Source organism: Allorhizobium sp. nf9_anc, from assembly GCF_056323085.1.
In genome coordinates, this window is sequence record NZ_CM150481.1 from 1,666,217 (window position 1) to 1,687,273 (window position 21,057).

The 21,057-nt window shown below is 60.8% G+C and carries 21 protein-coding genes; 10 read left to right on the forward strand and 11 right to left on the reverse strand.

Features of this window, described 5'->3' with window-relative positions:
- The first annotated feature begins 7 nt into the window (after positions 1 to 7).
- On the forward strand, positions 8 to 700 hold the full coding sequence (gene tmk, locus AC02Y0_RS07910; RefSeq protein ID WP_476383390.1) for a dTMP kinase: 693 nt from the start codon (positions 8 to 10) through the stop codon (positions 698 to 700).
- Positions 697 to 1,722 (forward strand): DNA polymerase III subunit delta', encoded by a 1,026-nt coding sequence (locus tag AC02Y0_RS07915; protein ID WP_476383391.1) that lies wholly within the window; start codon positions 697 to 699, stop codon positions 1,720 to 1,722. The genes tmk and AC02Y0_RS07915 overlap by 4 nt, the downstream gene beginning before the upstream one ends.
- Positions 1,723 to 1,793: 71 nt before the next feature.
- On the opposite strand, the gene AC02Y0_RS07920 is transcribed toward AC02Y0_RS07915, so the two are convergent.
- The gene (locus AC02Y0_RS07920; RefSeq protein WP_476383392.1) at positions 1,794 to 2,426 is read right to left on the reverse strand and encodes a LysE family translocator; all 633 of its coding nucleotides are present in this window, start codon (positions 2,424 to 2,426) and stop codon (positions 1,794 to 1,796) included.
- A gap of 240 nt (positions 2,427 to 2,666) precedes the next feature.
- Here AC02Y0_RS07920 and metG point away from each other — a divergent pair, with 240 nt between their 5' ends.
- From metG to AC02Y0_RS07935, 3 genes are read left to right on the forward strand one after another with little or no spacing between them, the layout of a single operon-like run.
- The gene (gene metG, locus AC02Y0_RS07925) at positions 2,667 to 4,220 is read left to right on the forward strand and encodes a methionine--tRNA ligase (RefSeq protein WP_476383394.1); all 1,554 of its coding nucleotides are present in this window, start codon (positions 2,667 to 2,669) and stop codon (positions 4,218 to 4,220) included.
- A gap of 4 nt (positions 4,221 to 4,224) precedes the next feature.
- Positions 4,225 to 5,010, forward strand: a complete 786-nt coding sequence (locus tag AC02Y0_RS07930) for a TatD family hydrolase (RefSeq protein ID WP_476383396.1) — start codon at positions 4,225 to 4,227, stop codon at positions 5,008 to 5,010.
- A gap of 10 nt (positions 5,011 to 5,020) precedes the next feature.
- Entirely contained in the window at positions 5,021 to 5,839 is an 819-nt protein-coding gene (locus AC02Y0_RS07935; protein WP_476383397.1) for an MBL fold metallo-hydrolase, read from the forward strand.
- 39 nt (positions 5,840 to 5,878) lie between these two features.
- On the opposite strand, the gene AC02Y0_RS07940 is transcribed toward AC02Y0_RS07935, so the two are convergent.
- Entirely contained in the window at positions 5,879 to 6,412 is a 534-nt protein-coding gene (locus tag AC02Y0_RS07940; protein WP_476383398.1) for an N-acetyltransferase family protein, read from the reverse strand.
- A gap of 331 nt (positions 6,413 to 6,743) precedes the next feature.
- On the opposite strand from AC02Y0_RS07940, the gene AC02Y0_RS07945 reads away from it, so the two are divergent.
- Positions 6,744 to 8,171, forward strand: a complete 1,428-nt coding sequence (locus tag AC02Y0_RS07945) for an ISNCY family transposase (RefSeq protein ID WP_476383399.1) — start codon at positions 6,744 to 6,746, stop codon at positions 8,169 to 8,171.
- A 6-nt stretch (positions 8,172 to 8,177) separates the two neighbouring features.
- On the opposite strand, the gene AC02Y0_RS07950 is transcribed toward AC02Y0_RS07945, so the two are convergent.
- The 3 genes from AC02Y0_RS07950 to AC02Y0_RS07960 form a co-directional block, all read right to left on the reverse strand.
- Positions 8,178 to 8,915 (reverse strand): hypothetical protein, encoded by a 738-nt coding sequence (locus AC02Y0_RS07950; protein ID WP_476383400.1) that lies wholly within the window; start codon positions 8,913 to 8,915, stop codon positions 8,178 to 8,180.
- A 270-nt stretch (positions 8,916 to 9,185) separates the two neighbouring features.
- The gene (locus AC02Y0_RS07955) at positions 9,186 to 9,941 is read right to left on the reverse strand and encodes a metallophosphoesterase (RefSeq protein WP_476383401.1); all 756 of its coding nucleotides are present in this window, start codon (positions 9,939 to 9,941) and stop codon (positions 9,186 to 9,188) included.
- Positions 9,942 to 10,052: 111 nt separating this feature from the next.
- Positions 10,053 to 12,539 carry a glycoside hydrolase family 3 C-terminal domain-containing protein gene (locus AC02Y0_RS07960; protein WP_476383402.1) on the reverse strand — a complete coding sequence of 829 codons (2,487 nt, stop codon included), beginning with the start codon at positions 12,537 to 12,539 and terminating at the stop codon, positions 10,053 to 10,055.
- Positions 12,540 to 12,770: 231 nt separating this feature from the next.
- Here AC02Y0_RS07960 and AC02Y0_RS07965 point away from each other — a divergent pair, with 231 nt between their 5' ends.
- Positions 12,771 to 13,217, forward strand: coding sequence for a DUF4864 domain-containing protein (locus AC02Y0_RS07965; RefSeq protein ID WP_102020086.1), 447 nt, complete (start codon positions 12,771 to 12,773; stop codon positions 13,215 to 13,217).
- Positions 13,218 to 13,265: 48 nt separating this feature from the next.
- On the opposite strand, the gene tgt is transcribed toward AC02Y0_RS07965, so the two are convergent.
- The 5 genes from tgt to coaD all read right to left on the reverse strand — a co-directional run bounded on the left by tgt (position 13,266) and on the right by coaD (position 17,228).
- Positions 13,266 to 14,396 (reverse strand): tRNA guanosine(34) transglycosylase Tgt, encoded by a 1,131-nt coding sequence (gene tgt / locus AC02Y0_RS07970; RefSeq protein WP_006727702.1) that lies wholly within the window; start codon positions 14,394 to 14,396, stop codon positions 13,266 to 13,268.
- Positions 14,397 to 14,399: 3 nt separating this feature from the next.
- Positions 14,400 to 15,494 (reverse strand): tRNA preQ1(34) S-adenosylmethionine ribosyltransferase-isomerase QueA, encoded by a 1,095-nt coding sequence (gene queA, locus AC02Y0_RS07975; RefSeq protein WP_476383403.1) that lies wholly within the window; start codon positions 15,492 to 15,494, stop codon positions 14,400 to 14,402.
- Between the two features lie 92 nt (positions 15,495 to 15,586).
- Positions 15,587 to 16,096, reverse strand: a complete 510-nt coding sequence (locus AC02Y0_RS07980) for a peptidylprolyl isomerase (protein ID WP_427275138.1) — start codon at positions 16,094 to 16,096, stop codon at positions 15,587 to 15,589.
- 39 nt (positions 16,097 to 16,135) lie between these two features.
- Positions 16,136 to 16,705, reverse strand: a complete 570-nt coding sequence (locus AC02Y0_RS07985; RefSeq protein WP_476383404.1) for a peptidylprolyl isomerase — start codon at positions 16,703 to 16,705, stop codon at positions 16,136 to 16,138.
- Positions 16,706 to 16,733: 28 nt separating this feature from the next.
- On the reverse strand, positions 16,734 to 17,228 hold the full coding sequence (gene coaD, locus AC02Y0_RS07990; RefSeq protein WP_476383405.1) for a pantetheine-phosphate adenylyltransferase: 495 nt from the start codon (positions 17,226 to 17,228) through the stop codon (positions 16,734 to 16,736).
- Between the two features lie 210 nt (positions 17,229 to 17,438).
- On the opposite strand from coaD, the gene AC02Y0_RS07995 reads away from it, so the two are divergent.
- From AC02Y0_RS07995 to AC02Y0_RS08005, 3 genes are all read left to right on the forward strand, one after another.
- Positions 17,439 to 17,597: a hypothetical protein gene (locus AC02Y0_RS07995; protein ID WP_172450130.1), complete on the forward strand. Its 159-nt coding sequence runs from the start codon at positions 17,439 to 17,441 to the stop codon at positions 17,595 to 17,597.
- An 83-nt stretch (positions 17,598 to 17,680) separates the two neighbouring features.
- Positions 17,681 to 17,833: a hypothetical protein gene (locus AC02Y0_RS08000; protein WP_162760091.1), complete on the forward strand. Its 153-nt coding sequence runs from the start codon at positions 17,681 to 17,683 to the stop codon at positions 17,831 to 17,833.
- Positions 17,834 to 17,894: 61 nt separating this feature from the next.
- A complete protein-coding gene (locus tag AC02Y0_RS08005; protein ID WP_267499031.1) occupies positions 17,895 to 18,029 on the forward strand; it encodes a hypothetical protein in 135 nt (44 codons plus the stop codon).
- A 175-nt stretch (positions 18,030 to 18,204) separates the two neighbouring features.
- Here the strand turns inward: AC02Y0_RS08005 and gyrA are convergent, their stop codons facing one another.
- Entirely contained in the window at positions 18,205 to 21,006 is a 2,802-nt protein-coding gene (gene gyrA / locus AC02Y0_RS08010) for a DNA gyrase subunit A (protein WP_476383406.1), read from the reverse strand.
- Between the last annotated feature and the right edge of the window lie 51 nt (positions 21,007 to 21,057).

Consider the following 21,057-nt stretch of genomic DNA (forward strand, 5'->3'; position numbering starts at 1 on the left):
GCAAGCATTGACGACGGCGCGCGGATTGTTCGTGACTTTCGAGGGAGGCGAGGGGGCCGGGAAATCGACCCAGATCCGCCTGCTCGCGGAAGCCTTGCGCGCGCGCGGCCACACCGTGGTGACGACGCGTGAGCCGGGTGGATCTCCGGGGGCAGAGGCGTTGCGCCATGTGCTGCTCTCCGGTGCGGCCGAGCCGTTCGGCGTGCGCATGGAAGCGCTGCTGTTTGCCGCCGCTCGGGCCGATCATCTCGACTGCGTGATCCGACCGGCCCTGTCGCGCGGCGAGATCGTGCTGTGCGACCGCTTCGTTGATTCCTCCCGCGTCTATCAGGGTGTGACCGGCAATCTCGAGCCGCCGTTGATGGCGGCACTCGAGCGCGTCTCGATCGGGGCGACCATGCCGGATGTGACGCTTGTGCTCGATCTGCCGGCCGATGTCGGCCTGCAAAGGGCGCGACGCAGGGCCGGGGCTTCGACCGAGGCAGTCACGCCTGACCGGTTCGAGAAGGAAAAGCTCGAGATCCACGAGAAGCGCCGCCAGGGTTTTCTCGACATTGCCGCCCGTGAGCCTGAGCGCTGCCGGGTGCTCGACGCCTCTTTCGACGTCGACCATATCGCGCGGGACATCCTCTCCGAGGTGGCGCTGGTGATTGCGAGACAGGCTGGCGCTGGGCGCGACGGGCAGGCGGCACGGTCATGAGCGAGGAAAGAGCAGGGCTGCTCGACGGGGCGATCGCGCCGGTCAGCAATATCAGGCTGTTCGGCCACGAGGTGGCAGAAGAATTTCTGGCGCGCAGCTATCGCTCCGGCAAGGGCCACCATGCCGTGCTGATCGAGGGGCCAGAGGGGATCGGCAAGGCGACCCTGGCCTTCCGCTTCGCCAACCATATCCTGCGAAATCCGGATCCGGCGACAGCACCCGAGGCTATTGCCGATCCGGATCCCGAACATCCCGTGACCCGGCAGCTTGCCTCTGGTGCCAGCCACAATCTGCTGCATCTGTCGCGGCCGGTGGATGAAAAGACCGGACGTGTCAGGACGGCGATCACGGTCGACGAAGTTCGCAAGGCTGGGCACTTCTTCAGCCAGACATCGGGCACGGGCAACTGGCGCATCGTGATCATCGATCCGGCCGACGATCTGAACCGCAATGCGGCCAACGCCATCCTGAAGATCCTCGAGGAGCCGCCGAAGCGGGCGATGTTCCTGGTGCTTTCTCACGCGCCGGGCAAGCTCTTGCCGACCATCCGGTCGCGCTGCCTGCCGCTGAAGCTGCACGAATTGTCACCGCCGGCGATGGATCAGGCGCTGGGACAGCTGGGCCTCACGATTCCCGCCGGCAAGCGCGATGCTGTGCTGACACTTGCCAAGGGCAGTGTCGCGCGGGCTCTGAAGCTGGTGAATTATGGTGGCGCCGACATCCTTGAAGCCTTCGAGCAGATGCTGGCCACTTCGGGTCCGGCCCAGCGCAAGATGATGTTTAAGATCGCCGATGCGCTGTCGGGCAAGGACAGCGAAGTCGCTTTCGGCTTCTTTACTGAACATCTGGGTGATCACCTGGCGGAGACGGCGCGGACGCTTGCGATGACAGGCGATCTCGGCGGGGCCGAGCATTACGCGCGCCTCTCCTCCGTCATCAACCAGCAGCTCGGCGTGGCGGCGGCCTACAACCTCGATCGCAAGCAGACCATCCTCGATGTGCTGGCGGCGATCGTGCGCTGATCACAATCGTTCCGGAAGGAATAGGTTTCTAAGCCGCTTCCTTCCGGTCGACCTCGCAGAGTGCTGCGCCTTTAGCTTCTTGTTCCAAAGGCGAGACGGCAAGCAAGGCCAGCAAAGACGGTCGCCAGCAGGTATTGCGGGAGCTTTTTAAAGCGGCCCAGACCTGTAATCCGGTTGCGGATATAGCCACTCAGCAGGATGACCGCGCCGTTCACCAGAAAGCCGATGACGTTCAGCACCGTCGCCAGAATCAGGATCTGCAGGGTCAAGGAGCCCTGTGCCGGATCGAGGAACTGCGGGAAGAGGGCGAGGACAAACAGCGCCATCTTCGGATTGAGCAGGTTCGTCGCCAGGCCTTCGCCCAGAATTCGTGGCATTGAATAGCGCTTGAGGCCGGTATTCGGGGCAAATTGCATTACTTCAGACCGCAGCGTCTTCCAGGCAAGGTAGAGCAGATAGGCGCAGCCTGCCCAGCGGACCACCTCGTAGGCGGTCGGTACGGCAAGAAAGAGCTGTGACAGACCCAGCGCTGCAGCAAGCGCATGGCAGTATGTGCCGAGTGCGATGCCGATATAGGTGAGAAAGCCCGCTGCACGGCCTTGGCTGATGCTGCGCGAGGCAATCAGCAACATGTCAGGTCCCGGCGTCGCGGTGAGAACAACGCTGGCGGCGGCAAAAAGCATCAGTGTAGAGAGATCCGGCATATCGGTTTCCTTCGAGTTGGCCGGAATTCCGATCTATCACGATCAGCGGTGGTGGCAAGTCTCGTATTGCTGGCAGAGCGCGCTTCTTCGTGGCGCTGCAGCAAAACGGATGTTCCTAAAGGCCGAGGAATGCTTTAAGAGCGTTCGACCCCATTTGTCGTCGCCGCAACATGGCTGGCCCTTTGCGCCGCCATTGTCCGGCCCGTGACATCGCAACCGACGAAAAGACACCAGGTAGACATGAGCGATCCCTTCTACATCACCACTGCCATCTCCTATCCGAACGGCAAGCCGCATATCGGCCATGCCTATGAGCTGATCGCGACCGACGCCATGGCGCGGTTCCAGCGGCTCGACGGGCGGGATGTGTTTTTCCTGACGGGTACGGACGAGCATGGGCAGAAGATGCAGCAGACGGCGCGTGCAGAAGGCATTACGCCGGAGGCGCTGGCCGAGCGCAACTCCAATGCCTTCCGCGAGATGGGCCAGCTCTTGAACTCGTCCAATGACGACTTCATCCGCACGACCGAGAAGCGCCATCACGAGACGGTGCAGGAAGTCTGGCGCCGGATGGAGAAGAACGGCGACATTTACAAGGGCGGTTATGCCGGCTGGTATTCGGTTCGTGACGAGGCTTACTTCCAGGAAGAGGAAACCGAACTGCGCGCCGATGGCGTGCGTTACGGTCCTCAGGGGGCGCCGGTCGAATGGGTGGAAGAGGAAAGCTACTTCTTCAAGCTATCGGCCTATGAAGACAAGCTGCTTAAGCTTTACGAGGAGCAGCCCGACTTCATCGGCCCGAACGAGCGCCGCAACGAGGTGATCTCCTTCGTCAAGTCGGGTCTGAAGGACCTGTCGATCTCGCGCACGACCTTCGACTGGGGCATCAAGGTGCCCGGCGACGACAAGCATGTGATGTATGTCTGGGTCGATGCGCTGACCAATTACATCACCGCGACGGGTTATGTCGAAGACGAGAAGGGTCCGCGCGCCAAGTACTGGCCGGCCGACGTGCATATCATCGGCAAGGACATCATCCGCTTCCACGCCGTCTACTGGCCGGCCTTCCTGATGTCGGCGGGTCTGCCTTTGCCGAAGCGCGTCTACGCCCACGGCTTCCTGCTCAACAAGGGCGAGAAGATGTCGAAGTCGGTCGGCAACGTCGTCGATCCCGTTGATCTCGTGGCACATTTCGGCCTCGACCAGGTGCGCTACTTCTTCCTGCGCGAAGTGTCCTTTGGCCAGGATGGCAGCTATTCGGAAGAGGGGATCGCGACCCGCATCAATGCCGATCTGGCGAACGGCATCGGCAACCTCGCCTCGCGCTCGCTGTCGATGATCAACAAGAACTGCGAGGGCAGGGTGCCGACACCCGGACCGCTCACGGCTGAAGACGAGGCGATCCTCAAGGTGGCTGATGACGCCATCGCGATTTGCCGCGAGGAAATGGGCCGCCAGCAGATCCACAAGGCAGTTGCAGCTGTTATCAACATCGTCAACGAAGCCGACCGCTATTTCGCGGCGCAGGCGCCGTGGGTGCTGAAAAAGACCGACGAGGCGCGCATGGGCACGGTGCTCTATGTCACGGCGGAAGTCGTGCGCCAGATCGCGATCCTCTTCCAGCCGATCATGCCGGCCTCTTCGGCAAAGATCCTCGATCTTGTGGCTGTTGGGGAAGACGACCGCGTGTTCGCCAAGCTCGGTGCAGCCGGCCGTCTGACGCCGGGCACGGAACTGCCGGCGCCTTCACCGGTTTATCCGCGTTATGTCGCCCCGGACGCGGGTAAGGCGTGACCCGATGCTGATCGATACCCATTGCCATCTCGACTTCGCCGACTTCGACAGCGAGCGTGACGAGCTCGTCACGCGGGCGCATCAGGCGGGCGTGAAACAGATGGTGACGATCTCGACGCGCGTCCGGAAGCTTCCGACGCTTCTGGCGCTGACAGAGCGTTATCCGAGTGTGTTCTGCTCTGTTGGTACGCATCCGAACAATGCCGGCGATGAGCTGGATGTAACGGCGGACGAACTGGTGGAACTTGCGGAAAGCCACGAGAAGATTGTGGCGATTGGCGAGGCCGGGCTCGACTATTTCTACGACACGCAGACGCCCGAGGACCAGAAGACCGGGTTGATCCGCCATATCGAGGCAGCGCGGCGCACCAAGCTTCCGCTTGTCATCCATAGTCGCAGTGCCGACGAGGATATGGCTGCGATCCTGACGGAAGAGATGGGGAAGGGCGCCTTCCCCTTCATCCTGCATTGCTTCTCGTCCGGCCAGGCGCTTGCCGATACCGGCGTGGCACTCGGCGGCTACGTGTCCTTCTCGGGGATCGTCACCTTCCCAAAATCGGAAGAGCTGCGCGAGATCGCCAGGAGCGTGCCGATGGACCGGCTGCTGGTCGAGACCGACGCGCCGTATCTGGCGCCGAAGCGCTGGCGTGGAAAACGCAACGAGCCGTCCTATGTGGTGAACACGGCGGAGGTTCTGGCCGAGGTGAAGGGCGTGAGCTACTCGGAGATGGCCGAGATCACCACGGAAAATGCCTTCCGCTGTTTCTCGAAAATGCCAAGGCTGGCGTGAGGGAGTTTGGATGAAGGTCACGCGCCGGTTCACGCTCTTGGGTTGTTCGTCGTCACCGGGCGTGCCCCGGATCAATGGCGACTGGGGCAATTGCGACCCCAACAATCCGCGCAACCGGCGGACCCGCGCATCCTTCCTGATCGAACAGATCGGGCCCAACGGCGGCAAGACAACCGTCGTCGTAGATACCGGCCCTGACTTCCGTGAGCAGATGATCCGTTCACGGGTCGAGCGTCTCGATGCCGTCGTCTACAGCCATGCGCATGCCGACCATCTGCATGGGATCGATGATATCAGAGGCTATTTCATCACCCAGAAGAACCGGATCCCGATCTATGCGGAACCGTATACGATGGCCCGGATCGAAGAAGGTTTCGGCTATTGCCTGAAGACGCCTGCCGGCAGCAGCTATCCGCCGATCGTGGCACCTCATGTCATCGAGGACATGGATCAGCCGATCGTCGTCGAAGGAGCTGGCGGTGCGATCACGATGATGCCGCTCATGCAGGAGCATGGTGACATCGTCTCAATTGGTCTTCGGATCGGCAATGTTGCCTATTGCTGTGATGTCTCTGACTTTCCCGAGGAGACGGTTGCCAAGCTCTCTGGGCTCGATCTGCTTTACATCGACGCGCTTCAGTATCGGCCGCATCCGAGCCACCTGTCGCTGGAACAGGCGCTCGGATGGATCGAGCGGATCGCGCCTGTTCATGCGGTGCTGACACATATGCATACGCCGCTCGACTATGAGACCGTGATGGGCGAGACGCCGCCGCATGTCGAGCCAGGATATGACCAATTTATTATGGAATTTGAAGTAGATATTTGATTTAGTTCATATCATGCTTGCGGCAGAGTAGGGCGCTTGTCATCTGATCTGCGGCGCGAAATCCAGACGCATGTGGATCTCGTCGTGGAAGTGGTCACCGACCAAGAGAGCCTGTTTTTCAACGGCCCATGCAGTGAAGCCGAGGGCTTCGTAAAGGTCGATTGCCGCTCTGTTTTTGGCCTCGACACAGATGCGGAGCGACCGCAGATCGGACATCCAAGGCTGCGGGTGTACTAGCATTGCGTCTGAGATCACGGTTTCGAGCAGACGTTTTGCAACGCCAGAGCGGCGCCAGGATGGACGGACGTAGAGACCACAGATCAGGCCGATATGCCTGGTCTTTTCGGCCCGGGAGCAGGCGAGACCAACGACGCCGGCAATGGCATCATCCGCGACAGCTGCCATGACATGTCCGTTCTCAAGCCTGTCTGCGACGCGTTCGAGAGGCTGGGACTGTTCCTCGGCGAAGGATGCGCCAAAAGCATCGGGATGAAGACGGAGACCTTCGGACCGGATTTCTCTGAAGGCAAAGGCATCGGATGCGCGAAGGCGGCGCAGGTTGAGGGCTTGCAATGTGTGGCTCCCATCTGAAATGTTGAAGGACGATCTCGTGCTCAAAACAGGTCGATGGTTGTCCGGTGCATCGCCGAATGCAAGAGGCTTCGGTGGTCGTGCCGAGCATATGAATCGCCAGGAACGCCGCTTTTTCATATCTTTGGGCATGCGTTATAGTTCCATAATCTATCTTATGCGATCTTTGTGTGTAGCGGCTATTTAGTAATGCGACAGTTGGGCCAGTTAGAGATGCGACAGCCTCGCCCCTCAATGCACTGGTCAATATCAACGTCGGGAGCAAGGATGGTGACTTCGAGCTTGGTCGAGACCATGAGCGGTTGGAGTCGTCATGTCCTTTTTGATCACCATGTCGCAGATAGAATTGCATCGCCTCGAAGTCATTCAGAAGATCCGTGACGACCGCCTTAGCGTCGTACAGGCAGCTGAGCAGCTCGATCTTAGTCGAAGTCAGGTCCATCGGCTGCTGCAGGCCTATGACCTTGATGGTGCAGCCGGTCTGGTGTCAAAGAAGCGATCTCGACCAAGTAACCGGCGCCACAGCGAGGAGTTTCGCAATGCGGCACTGGATCTGATCCGCGAACGCTATCTGGATTTTGGTCCGACGCTGGCGCGCGAGAAGCTGATCGAGCTGCATCGGATTTCTGTTGCCAAGGAGACGTTGCGGCAATGGATGACCGAGGCTGGTATCTGGATCTCGCGTCGTGAACGCAAGAAGCGTGTTTTCCAGCCTCGTGGTCGGCGCGATTGCTTTGGTGAGCTGGTGCAGATCGATGGGTCGCATCATTGGTGGTTTGAGAACCGCGGCCCCAAATGCGCCCTCCTCGTCTACATCGATGACGCCACCGGTAAGCTGCTGCACCTACGTTTTGCTGGGTCAGAGAACACGTTTGACTACCTGCATGCAACGAAAGCCTATCTGCAGCAATGGGGTAAGCCGCTTGCTTTCTACAGCGACAAGCATGGTGTTTTCCGGTCGACGAATGCTTCGAAGACGGACAGGACGACCGGTCTGACACAATTCGGTCGGGCGCTTTATGAGCTGAACATCGACATCATCTGCGCCAACACGCCTCAGGCCAAAGGCCGGGTCGAGCGGGCCAATCAGACGCTGCAGGATCGCTTGGTGAAGGAGATGCGACTTAGGGGCATCAGCACGATCGAAGCAGCTAATGCCTATGCACATGAATTTATTGACGATTTTAATAAGCGTTTTGGCAAGCTGCCGCGCAATCCGAAAGACATGCACCGGCCTCTCGCTGATCATGAGAACCTCGACGGCGCCATGTGTCGAAAGGAAGTCCGAACACTGTCGCAGTCTCTGACGCTACGCTACGACAAGGTGCTGTTCATTCTCGATCCAACCGAGATCTCGCGACCCCTGGCCGGGCAAAAGGTCATCGTTTGTGATTATCCGGATGGACGGCTTGAGATCATGCATCAGAGCTTTGCGCTGCCCTACAGAACCTTCGACACATTACGGTCGGTGCATCGCGCGGAGGTCGTCGACAACAAACGGCTGGACGACATGTTGTCGATCGTTGCTGAGATGCAGGTCGGGCGCGAACTTGAGCGCAGCAAGAGCGGCCCATCCCGGACGGGTCAGAAAGATCATATGTTTGGCATTCGGGACGGTAGCATTGGAAACGGTTATCAGAAGCGCGGCCGCAAATCCGGCCCTCGGACGGATTTCATGAACGATCCGAAGGTGATTGCCAGACGGGAGAAGGCGTTGATGAAGGCGCCTGCTGCGGAATGAGAATCGTCAATGCACGCCGATATCACTTTGCATGTCCGATTCCAGCTGCAGACAAGCGGACCAAAGCGGCGCTTTGTGGAAGGAGCCGTCCTCAAAAATGGCGAGCCCTTCCCTCGCCTCATAGAGCAGACCGAGCCAGCACAAACGCCGGAAGACACCATATTGAAGATCGTATTTCAGGTTCCAGGCTTCAATGGTCATTTCGCTTTCCGTCAAAGGTGCCAGGTCTGGACGGAGGATTTTGACAACCTCCATTGGGGTACACCCTTCTCTGGTCTTGATGTTGAGAAGGTTCAGAAACATGCGCCACCAACGTAACCTTGCGTGAACGGCCTGTTCACGTTCGGTGTCGTGGATATAGGAATAGAGATAATCCGTGGCGATCAGATCGAAGTAGCCCTGCGGCTTCTCAAGAAACTCTCGGCCGCGTTTGGTTGCCAGCAAAAGCCCTTTTCTGCGACGAAGAAACTTCATGTGAAGGCTCATATCGCGCACCACCCAGAGCGGCGGTACGTCGTTTTCATTCAGGACCTTGTTCATGCTGTAAAGGTCTTCGGCTGTGAAGCCTGGCCAGGTGAAGTTCACTGCTGCCCAATGCACAAACTTGCGGTTCATAGCCCCGGTCGCCGTCAATCCGATGCCGCCCTCTTCCTCGGCATAGGCAACTGAGAGCAACATTCCGCGGATCAGTGGTGACATCGCGGCGAGATCGACATCGGCCTGCAATTTGATTTCTGGCAGCATCGCGAGCTGTGACTCTCCCTACCCTTTCACGTTCCAGGATATGAGTATCAACCGTCGGCGGAGGATTTGCTACTGAGGAAGCTAAAGCCAACGGGTGCGGCTCCTAACCCGCCCCCGCTCCGCCCTTGCTAACCGGCCCAGCCGGTCGGATCGGGGGCTAATCGGCAGCGCGAGTGTCGCGTTTCTAACTGGCTAGTGAGCACGCGCCTCTAACCAGCTTTGACATTGTGTGTGGTCTGGTGGGAGCGCGTTGAGCCTTCCCTGCGGCCCCTAGAGGTCCGCAACATGCAGAATGGTCTTGGCGGAGATCTCCGTCTCCGAGGGATAGCCGAAAGCGTTGTTGATGTAGGTGACGCCGTCGATCACCTTGTTGCGGTTCAGATGGCTGTGTCCGTAGAAATGCTTCGAGGATCCCAGGCGCCGGATCTGGGCTTCCAGCCGGTCGGTGCCAAGGACGGGAAACAGTGCCTTGTGTTTTTCCGGATAGCGCGCCGGCATAAGGTCGATGCGCGGCACGAAATGCGAGACGCTGTAGACGGCGTCATAGCCTGATGTGTCCGGAATCACATTCATGGCGTCGAAGCGCGCCGCGACGTCGGCCGGCGTGAGACCTTCCCAATTGCATTTGTAGAAATCCATCCAGCCGCGCCGGATCGTCGGACCGGGTTCGCCGAAGGAATAATCATACCAGGCGAGCAAGGGAACGATCAGTGACTTGCCGATGGCAAGCGGTCCGGTCTCGATGCCGTAGCTGTGGCAGAGCGTGTTCAGTGTCTCGAATTTCTCGAAGGAGGGTCCCTTCCCGCTTCGTGCCGTCCAGAGATCGTGATTGCCGGGGAGGAAGAGGAGCTTGGCGTAACGCGGCGCCAGTTCGTCGAAACAGGCTTTCACGAGATCGAGCTCATCGGAGAGATCGCCAGCGATGATCAGGACGTCATCGGTGAAATCGGCACGCGAGAGCGCGCGCAGCCAATCGAGATTCTGCCGGTAATCGACGTGGAAGTCGGATCCGAGGAAGAGGCGCATACTCAAGGTATCCGCTGCGGTTTCGAAGACATCAGGACCTTCTAACGGATTCTGCGGTATGGGCAAGCGCACTGGCGGGCGGAGGTCTGGGCCGACCTCCGCCTTGGCCACTCAATCGACCACGGCTGGCAAAGGCGGGGCGGAGACCCCTTCCCGCCATTCGGTCGAAAGCCTGAGCGGCAGCGTCGCGCGGATGTCTTCTGCGTTCGCGGCAATGATCAGTTCATAGTCGCCGGCCTCGGCAATCCAGGCGCGGGCGTCCGGGTCGAAGTAAGCGAGGTCGCGGATGCTGATCGAGAGCCTGGCGGTCGCCCTGCCGCCGGCTGGGATCGCCAGTTTGGCAAAGGATTTCAGTTCCTTGACCGGGCGCGGCAGGCGGGAGACCTTGGGGGCTACATAGAGCTGGACAAGCTCTGCCCCTGCCCGGTCGCCAATGTTCCTGACCTCAACCTCGAAGGTGACGCCATCCGGGCCAATGTCTGTGCCTGAGGCGCGGGGTTCAGACCAATCGAAGCGCGTGTAGGACAGGCCGTAGCCGAAGGGGAAGAGCGGCTTTGCGCCATCCGCATCGTGGTGGCGGTAGCCGACGGCAAGGCCCTCCGTGTAGACCACGTGGCCGTTCTCACCCGGATAGGTCTTTGGGTCGCCGGTCATGGCGGAGTTGTCGGAGAGATGCTTGGGGAAAGTCTGCGGCAGGCGGCCGCCGGGTTCGGCATCCCCGAAGAGCACATCGGCGATCGCATTGCCAGCTTCCTGGCCCGGATACCAGGCCTGAACCACGGCGGAGACCTTGTCCAGCCAGGGCATCTCGACCGGGCCACCCGTCTGGAGGACCACGACTGTGCGCGGATTGACCGCAGCGACTTTCTCGATCAGCTCCTCTTGGCGCCCGGGCAGGCGCATGTTGGGCAAGTCGAGGCCTTCGGTGTCCCACTCCCCTTCCCGCCCGACGACGAGGACGGCGACGTCGCAGGCCTTGGCCTGTTCCACGGCTTCTGCGATGGCGGCATCGCTGGTCGGCAGTTCGGCACCGAAGCGGACGGCGCGGATTTCTATGCCTTCGTAGCCTTCCGGCATGGCGCGGTAGTCGACACGGATCTCGTAAGTTCGGCCGGCTTCCAGCGATTTCTCGACACGAACCTCGGTATTGCCCAGGCCGAAGAAATTGTCGCCGCGTGCCCAGCCGGTTTCGCCATCGACCAGGAGTTCGCCATCGACATAGAGTTTCGCGAAGCCGGCATTGGTCAGGCCGAGGACATGCGCGCCGCTTTCATCCGGGCGGAATCGGGTGATGATACGGGCGGAGAAATCCCGCGGATTGAGCGTGGCGTCCGGCATGTCGAGCCAGAAGAACTGGCTTTCTTCGGCGGTGGAGCGATGCACTGACGGTCCGGACCAGTCGCGGCCGTGGAAGAAGTCGACCGAGACATCGCGCCGGATCATCTGGGTCAGTCGGTTGTTGCGGCAGGCCTTAAGATGGATGACGCGGTTGGTGCCTGACAGTGCGCTCTTGATGCCCTCGAGCGGGCTTACCTTGTAATGGGCGTTGATCTGGGCGCTGCCGCCGCCCATGACGCGGGGTTCAGCCGCGTTAGGGCCGAGGACGGCGATGCGGTCGAGGGCTGTCTTGTCCAGCGGCAGGATGCCATCGTTCTTCAGAAGCACCATGCCGTCTGCGCCGAGCTTGCGGATCAGCGCGCGATGCTCTGGGCGATCGACGGCCTTCTCTTCCTCCATCGTCGCATCCGCGAAGGCGCCGACGCGTTCGAGGAGGAGCAGCATGCGACGGGCAGCGGCCTTGACGGTTTCTGCGGGCACCCTGCCCTCGCGGACGGCTGCGACGAGCTTGTCTCCACGGTCGCGAGTGGGACCTGGCATTTCGAGATCGAGGCCACCTGTCACCGAGCCTTCCGTGGTATGCGAGCCGAACCAGTCGGACATGACGATGCCGTCATAGCCCCATTCCTCGCGGAGCAGTTCGGTCAAGAGCCAGTGGTTTTCGCTGGTCCAGACACCGTTCAGGCGATTGTAGGAGGACATGATCGCCCAGACGCCGGCCTGTTTCACCGCCGCCTCGAACGGTGGCAGGTAGATTTCGCGGAGCGTGCGTTCGTCGATATCCGACGACATCGTCTGGCGCTCTATTTCAGACTCGTTGCCGACGAAATGCTTGATCGTGGCGGCGATGCCTTGCGACTGGACGCCCTCGATATAGGCGACGGCGAGTGCCGAGGTCAGCATCGGGTCTTCGGAGTAACATTCGAAATTGCGGCCGTTGAGGCCGGAGCGGTGAATGTTGACGGTGGGGGCGAGCAGAACGCGGGCGCTCTTCGTCTTGGTTTCCTCGGCAAGAGCCACGCCCATCTGGCGCACCAGTTCGGGGTTCCAGCTCGCGCCGATACCGATCGCGGCGGGGAAACATGCCGATTTCACGCCGCCGACGAGCGAGCCACCACCGCGGGCGCCGTTCGGACCGTCGGTCACCTTGATCTTGGGGATGCTGAGACGCTCGACCGCGACCGTCGTCCAGAAATCGGCGCCGGCCAGCAGAGCGACCTGCTCCTCAAGTGTCATCTGGTTGAGCAGGTCATCGATCATGGCAGCACTCCTCATCAGGCCATCGCATCAGCACGATTCACGGCAACGTTGCAGCCGCGGATATCAGCTCTGCTTTAAAGCGTTTTTGATCGAGTCTTGTCCAGACCGGCTGGTGTCCAAGGAGGCGCATGCGCTCACGATATCGCGATGAGCGACATCAAACCGTCACAGGACCTTTCCAAGGGGGCGAATCGTCCTATCCTTTTATTTCGGACTTCCTGAAACAAGGGGATGATGATGCGCATGCGGATTGGAATTGCCCTCTTTCTCACGGCCGGGCTCCTCGCTGCCCCGGTGTTTGCCCAGCAGGATACGAAAACAGAGGCTGCCGGCCTTGCCAAGGATGTGATCGAGCAGCAGATCACGGCCTTCCTCAACAATGACGCGACGACCGCCTATTCCTTTGCCTCTCCGGAGATCAAGTCGGTTTTTCCCAATGCCGAACGCTTCTTCGAGATGGTGAAAAAGAGCTACGCGCCGGTCTACCGGCCGGGCAATTATGCCTTCGGGCGCAATCAGGTTTCTCCTGATGGCACGGTTGCCTATCAGGAGGTGTTGATTTCGGCACCTGATGGCAAGGACTGGGCGGTCTATTATGAGCTGAAGCGTCAGCGCGACGGGCAGTTCGCCATCAATGGCGTGCGCATGATGCGCGAGACCAACAGCCAGGGCATCTGATGTGACGGATGGAATGGGCGGCAAGGCCGCCCTGCCCTTTGCGTGTGATCAAACCGGGTCGATGTCGCCGCGTGCCCACATCTCGATGGTTTCCGCCTTGAAGTCCTCGAAGCGGTCTTCAGCGATCGCCTGACGGATGCCCTGCATCAGCTCCTGATAGTAGCTGAGGTTGTTCCAGGACAAGAGCATGCCGCCGAGCGCCTCGTTCGAGCGTACGAGGTGATGCAGATAGGCGCGCGAGTAATCGCGGGTCGCCGGGCAGGACGACTGCTCGTCCAGCGGACGCATATCTTCGGCATGGCGGGCGTTGCGGATGTTCACCTTGCCGCGTCGGGTGAAGGCGAGGCCGTGGCGACCGGAACGGGTCGGCATGACGCAGTCGAACATGTCGATGCCTTCAGCCACCGATTTCAACATATCATCAGGCGTGCCGACACCCATCAGGTAGCGTGGCTTCTCTGTCGGGAGCACCGGCAGTGTGATGCGCAGCATGTCGAGCATGACGGCCTGGGGTTCGCCGACGGCGAGACCGCCGATCGAATAACCCTTGAGATCGAGCTGCTTGAGGCCCTCTGCCGAGCGGATACGCAGCGCCGGCTGGTCGCCACCCTGGACGATGCCGAACATGGCTTTTCCGGGCTGGTTGCCGAAGGCGACGCGGCAACGCTCTGCCCAGCGCAGCGACAATTCCATGGCGCGCTCGATCTCGCGCGGTTCATTCGGCAGGGCCACGCATTCATCGAGCTGCATCTGGATGTCACTGTCGAGCAGGCCCTGGATCTCGATCGACCGTTCCGGCGACATGTGATGCAGCGAGCCGTCGACATGGCTCTTGAAAGTGACGCCCTGCTCGTCGAGCTTGCGCAGGCCCGACAGCGACATGACCTGGAAGCCGCCTGAGTCGGTCAGGATCGGGCCGGGCCAGCGGATCAGCTCATGCAGGCCGCCAAGGCGGGCGACGCGTTCCGGGCCGGGGCGCAGCATCAGGTGGTAGGTATTGCCGAGGATGATGTCGGCGCCGCCTTCCTTGACCTGGTCGAGATACATGGCCTTGACCGTGCCGACGGTACCAACAGGCATGAAGGCAGGTGTGCGGATCGTGCCACGCGGCATGGTGATCTCGCCAAGGCGGGCCTTGCCGCTGGTGGCCTTCAGATTGAATGTGAAATTCTCGGACATCGGTCAGTCGTCTTTCCGGAAGAGCAGGCTGGAATCGCCGTAGGAATAGAAGCGGTAGCCAGTCTCGATCGCGTGGGCATAAGCGCCCCGCATCGTGTCGAGGCCGGCAAAGGCGGATACCAGCATGAAGAGCGTGGATTTGGGCAGGTGGAAATTGGTCATCAGCATGTCCACCGCCTTGAAGCGATAGCCGGGCGTGATGAAGATGCCGGTCGCACCCGACCAGCCGGGTATGTTGCCATTGTCTTCGGCCGCACTTTCAAGCAGGCGCAGCGAGGTGGTGCCGACGGCGATGATGCGGTTGCCGCGTGCGCGCACGGCATTCAGCGCTGCAGCCGTCCAGGGTGAGATATAGCCGATCTCCTCGTGCATCTTGTGCTCGGCGGTATCATCCGCCTTGACGGGCAAAAAGGTGCCAGCGCCGACATGCAGGGTGACGAAATGGCGCTCTACGCCAGCGGCGTCGAGTTTCTCGAAGAGGTCGGGCGTGAAATGCAGGCCGGCGGTCGGGGCAGCTACGGCGCCTTCCTCGCGGGCGTAGATCGTCTGATAGTCCGTGCGGTCCTGTCCATCTTCCGGCCGCTTGGCAGCGATGTAGGGCGGAAGCGGGATGTGGCCGACGGTGGCGATCGCCTGGTCGAGATCCGGGCCCGAGAGGTCGAAGGCGAGGTCGATTTCGCCGGCTTCGCCTTTCTCGGCGACAGTCGCAACCAGCGCTCCCGAGAGGCATGCGGCACTGTCGCCCTGCCCCACACCGAAGTCGATGCGATCACCCTGCTTGATGCGCTTGCCTGGCTTGGCAAAGGCTTTCCACCTGGAGTCACCGACGCGCATATGCAGCGTGCAGGAAACGGCAATTTCTTCCGCACCTTCACGGTGGCGGATGCCTCCGAGCTGAGCGGGGATGACCTTGGTGTCGTTGAAGACCAGCGCATCGCCCGGTCTCAGGAACGACGGGAGGTCGTAGACATGGTGGTCTTCGAGCACCGGCGTCTGGTCCGGGCGGACGACCAGGAAACGGGCATGATCGCGCGGGCTTGCGGGCCTCAGCGCAATGTTGTCGTCCGGAAGATCAAAGTCGAAGAGGTCTACACGCATCGCTGTCTGTCAGAGTGTGGGTGGAAGATCTAAACGCGAAAACCCGCCCGGGTGCCAGGCACCGAGGCGGGCTTCGTGTGGCTTTAAGCCGATCAGGCGTCGGCGGCAACCTTCATCGAGACGATCGAATCCGGGTCGCTGACGGGCTCGCCCTTCTTGATCTGGTCGATGACGTCCATGCCTTCGATCACCTGGCCCCAGACGGAGTACTGCTTGTTGAGCCACGGCGCATCGGTGAAGCAGACGAAGAACTGCGAGTTGGCCGAGTTCGGGCTCTGCGAGCGCGCCATCGAGCAGGTGCCGCGCACGTGCGGGGTAGCCGAGAATTCAGCCTTCAGGTCCGGCTTGTCGGAGCCGCCCATGCCGGCACGGCCGGGGTTGAAGTCCGAGCCACCCTTCTTGCCGAACTTCACGTCGCCGGTCTGGGCCATGAAGTCGGGGATGACGCGGTGGAAGACGACGCCGTCATAGGCGCCTTCGCGGGACAGTTCCTTGATGCGGGCGACATGGCCAGGGGCCAGATCCGGGAAGAGCGCGATGACGACCTTGCCCTTGGTGGTTTCCATCAGGATGGTGTTTTCCGGATCCTTGATCTCGGCCATGGTGTTTCTCCTTGGTTGGGGCTTTGCGCCCGGTAGATATCAGTTGCGACCGACGGTGACCTTGACCATGCGGTCGGGATCGGTGACTTCGCCGTTGCCGCCTTCGCCACGCTTGATCTTGTCGACATATTCCATGCCAGCGACGACCTTGCCGACAACCGTGTACTGGCCGTTCAGGAAGCCGCCTTCGGCGAACATGATGAAGAACTGCGAGTTGGCAGAGTTCGGGTCCTGGCTGCGGGCCATGCCGACCGTGCCGCGCTCGAAGGGCACGCTCGAGAATTCAGCCTCGATGTCCGGCAGGCTGGAGCCGCCGGTGCCAGCGCGACCAGGCTCGAAACCGTTTTCCATGTCGCCAAACTGGACGTCGCCGGTCTGGGCCATGAAGCCTTCGATGACGCGGTGGAAGGCGACGTTGTCATATTCGCCCTTGGCTGCGAGATCCTTGATCTGCGCGACATGCTTCGGTGCGACATCCGGCATCAGCTGGATCACGACCGGCCCGCCCTTCAGCTGGATGGTCAGGAAGTCTTCGTTGGACTGGGCCTGGGCGGAGCCGAAACCGGCGACGGCCAGGAGGAATGCGGTTGCGAGTTGGACGAGCTTCATGATCACTCCCGTTCTTAAAAATTGCGGCTCAGCGGCCGTATCTGGAATTGAGGGCAGCCAGCACCGGGGCCGGCACGAAGGGGCCGACATCTCCACCCATGGCGGCGATCTGACGAACCAATGTGGCCGTTATGGGCCGTGAGGCGGTCGCAGCCGGCAGAAAAACAGTCTGGATATCCGGTGCCATGGTGGCGTTCATGCCGGCCAGCTGCATCTCGTAGTCGAGATCCGTGCCGTCGCGCAGGCCACGCAGCATGATGCTGGCGCCATGACGTCGGGCGGCATGAATGGTGAGATCGGAGAAGGACACGACTTCGAGGTCCCCTGCCCGAGCCGGCAGAACCTCGGCCAGTGAAGCGTGGATCAACTCGGCGCGTTCTTCGAAGCTGAAGAGCGGCGTTTTTCCCGGATGCGTCCCGATCGCCACGACCAGACGTTCCACGAGCTTCATCGCCTGCACGAGAACATCAAGATGACCATTGGTCATCGGATCGAAGGAGCCAGGATAAAAAGCGGTCGCCATGAGAGCCCGTTCTTTGGTTTCGCCCGCCTTTTGTCATGGAAGGCCTGAGTTCGCAAGCGTGCAAGCGGAGGCTTAAGGTCACGTTTCGGCTCGCTCCCCGCCATTTTCCAGCGCTGAACCACAGATGAACGGCCCATTCAAGGTCGTTTCAGGCAGGGCACAATAGAACAGCAGTGTTGCACCAACCCGCCAAGCCACAAGGTCGTTCCCATGCTGGTCCTTCTCATCGCCGCCGCCATCGCCGCATCCCTGCTCGTCGAACTCGGCCTGATGGTTGTTCGAGATCAGATCGAGGCGTCGCAATTCGATTGCAAAGATGAACGCCAGATGAACGGCGTGTTCAAGGGGACTTCAGGCGGGGGTTGGTAAACATCTTCCTACACTGTGCGGGAACTATTTCCGTGCGCAAACATTTTACGGCTGCGAATGCCGGTACGCAAAGGACTAAAGCAATGCATGACAAGGTTACCCTGATCAACCTCGTATGGATGATGATGATGACTGCCATGGTTGCCACCTCCGCAACCTTTTACATCAAAGACAGCGGCGATGCTGCTTTCTACGGCCCGCCGATGACCGCCCGCTACCACAGCTTCGGGCATTAATCGGAAATCAAATCTTCGCCGCTAGAAAAGCAACAACCCCGCTGAAAAGAAAGGAAAGCCCATGTTTATCACCCTGTCGGTACTGGCTGCCCTAATCAGCGGCATGTTTGTTGCCTCCGTTGTTTCGGCGATTGCCGCACTGAAGCGCGAAGACGATGACTTCCGGGCCATGATGGAACGCCGCAAGGCATTCTGAGACCGATCCCAAGCGGTCACAGTCGGTGGATCCACACGCCGGCCCAATGAAGACCGCATCGAACTTGATGCAGACCTCCAGCAAAAAGCCCGCTCGGACATTGTCCGGCGGGCTTTTCGTTATTAATTCTTTTCAATCAGTTGTTTGAAGCCGGCCCCGGAGGGCCGGCTCTTGATCATTCCGTCGGCGTTTCACTGCCGTCATCTGCGATCGGGGCAGCCGTGCCCTCGCCTTCGACGCCTTCTGCGGCTTCGACGACGTCCTCATCGCTTTCCGGCTCGCTGATACGCTCGACCGATACGACCTTCTCGTCCTTGGCCGTCGAGAAGATGGTCACACCCTTGGTTGCGCGGCTTGCGATGCGGATGCCGTTCACCGGCACGCGGATCAGCTGGCCACCGTCGGAGACGAGCATCAGCTGGTCCTTTTCCTCGACCGGGAAGGCCGCAACCAGTTCGCCGATTTCCGCCGTCTTCGAGGTGTCGGTGGCGCGGATACCCTTGCCGCCACGACCGGAGGTGCGGAAGTCGTAAGACGAGGAGCGCTTGCCGAAGCCCTTGACCGAGACTGTGAGCACGAACTGTTCGCGTGCCTTGAGCTCCTGGTAGCGGTCTTCCTGCAGCTCGCCTTCTTCGGCGACTTCTTCACCGACCAGTGCGATATCATCCTCTTCAACGCCGCTTGCACGACGCTCGACAGCGGAGCGCTTGAGATAGGCTGCGCGTTCCCATGGCTCGGCATCGACATGGCCGAGGATGGTCATCGAGATCAGACGGTCGCCATCTGCCAGGGTCAGACCCCGCACGCCGATCGAGTTGCGGCCTGCAAAGACTCGGACTTCATCGACCGGGAAGCGGATTGCCTGGCCGAGTGCGGTCGTCAGCAGCACGTCATCGTGCTCCGTGCAGGTCTCGACGCCGAGGATCTCGTCGCCCTCTTCCTCGAGCTTCATTGCGATCTTGCCGTTGCGGTTGACCTGGATGAAGTCGGAAAGCTTGTTGCGGCGAACCGTGCCGCGGGTCGTGGAGAACATGACGTCGAGGTTGCCCCAGCTCGTTTCGTCCTCGGGCAGCGGCATGATCGAGGTGATGCGCTCGCCGGGCTCCAGCGGGAACATGTTGATCATCGCCTTGCCACGCGAGGTCGGGGTGCCGATCGGCAGACGCCAGACTTTTTCCTTGTAGACGATGCCGCGTGAGGAGAAGAACAGCACGGGCGTATGGGTGTTGGCGACGAAGAGACGCGTTGCGAAATCCTCGTCCTTCATGGTCATGCCAGAGCGGCCCTTGCCGCCGCGGCGCTGGGCACGGTAGGTCGTCAGCGGCACGCGCTTGATATAGCCGGCATGGGACACAGTCACGACCATGTCTTCGCGGGCGATCAGGTCTTCGTCGTCCATGTCAGGACCGCCGTCGACGATCTGGGTGCGACGCGGGGTGCCGAATTCATCACGGATTGCGCTGAACTCGTCCTTGACGATCTGCTGGATGCGGATGCGCGACGACAGGATGTCGAGATAGTCAGAGATCTCGACGCCGATCTTGTTCAGTTCCTCGTCGATTTCGTCGCGACCCAGAGCCGTCAGGCGGGCGAGACGCAGTTCGAGGATGGCGCGGGCCTGCTCTTCCGAGAGGTTGTAGGTCAGGTCGTCGTTGATGCGGTGGCGCGGATCGTCGATCAGGCGGATCAGCGATTCCACGTCATGGGCCGGCCAGCGGCGGGTCATCAGCTGCTCGCGGGCGGTTGCCGGATCCGGCGCCTTGCGGATGAGCGCGATGACTTCGTCGATATTGGCAACCGCAATCGCGAGACCGACCAAGACATGGGCGCGCTCACGGGCCTTGCGCAGCAGATATTTGGTGCGGCGGCTGACCACTTCCTCGCGGAAGGAGACGAAGGCGCGCAGCATGTCGAGCAGAGTGAGCTGCTCCGGCTTGCCGCCATTCAGCGCCACCATATTGCAGCCGAAGGATGTCTGCAGCGGGGTATAGCGATAGAGCTGGTTCAGGATGACATCGGCATTGGCGTCGCGCTTCAACTCGATGACGACGCGGTAACCCTCGCGGTCGGATTCGTCGCGCAGGTCCGAGATGCCCTCGATGCGCTTTTCGCGCACGAGTTCGGCCATCTTCTCGATCATCGTCGCCTTGTTCACCTGGTAGGGGATTTCGGTGATGATGATCTGTTCGCGGTCGCCGCGCATTGGCTCGACGCGGGCCACACCGCGCATGACGACGGAGCCACGGCCTGTCTCGTAAGCCGACTTGATGCCCGAGCGGCCGAGGATCATGGCGCCGGTCGGGAAGTCCGGTCCCGGAATGATCTGCATCAGTTCCGGCAGCTCGATGGCCGGATTTTCGATCAGCGCCGTGCAGCCGTCGAGCACTTCGACGAGATTGTGCGGCGGGATGTTGGTCGCCATACCGACGGCGATACCGCCGGCACCGTTGACCAGAAGGTTCGGGAACTTGGCGGGAACGACGACCGGCTCCGACATGGTGCCGTCGTAGTTGTCGCGGAAGTCGACCGTTTCCTTGTCGAGGTCGTCGAGCAGCGCGTGCGAGACCTTCTCGAGGCGGCATTCCGTGTAACGCTGGGCGGCCGGCGGGTCGCCGTCGACGGAACCGAAATTGCCCTGACCGTCGATGAGCGGCATGCGCAGCGACCATGGCTGCGCCATACGGGCCAGCGCGTCATAGATCGCGGAGTCGCCATGCGGGTGATACTTACCCATGACGTCACCGGTGACGCGGGCGCTCTTGACGTATTTCTTGTTCCAGTCGAGCCCGAGCTCATTCATGCCGTAAAGGATACGGCGGTGGACGGGCTTGAGCCCGTCACGCACGTCGGGAAGTGCGCGGCTCACGATAACGCTCATCGCGTAATCGAGATAGGACCGCTGCATTTCCTCCATGATGGAAATAGGCTCAATGCCTTGCGGGAACTTGCCGCCGCCGGGAGTGCTTTGATCAGTCAAATCAGGTCACGATCTTTGTTCGGAATCACTGGGAAATTTATAGCGGAACAC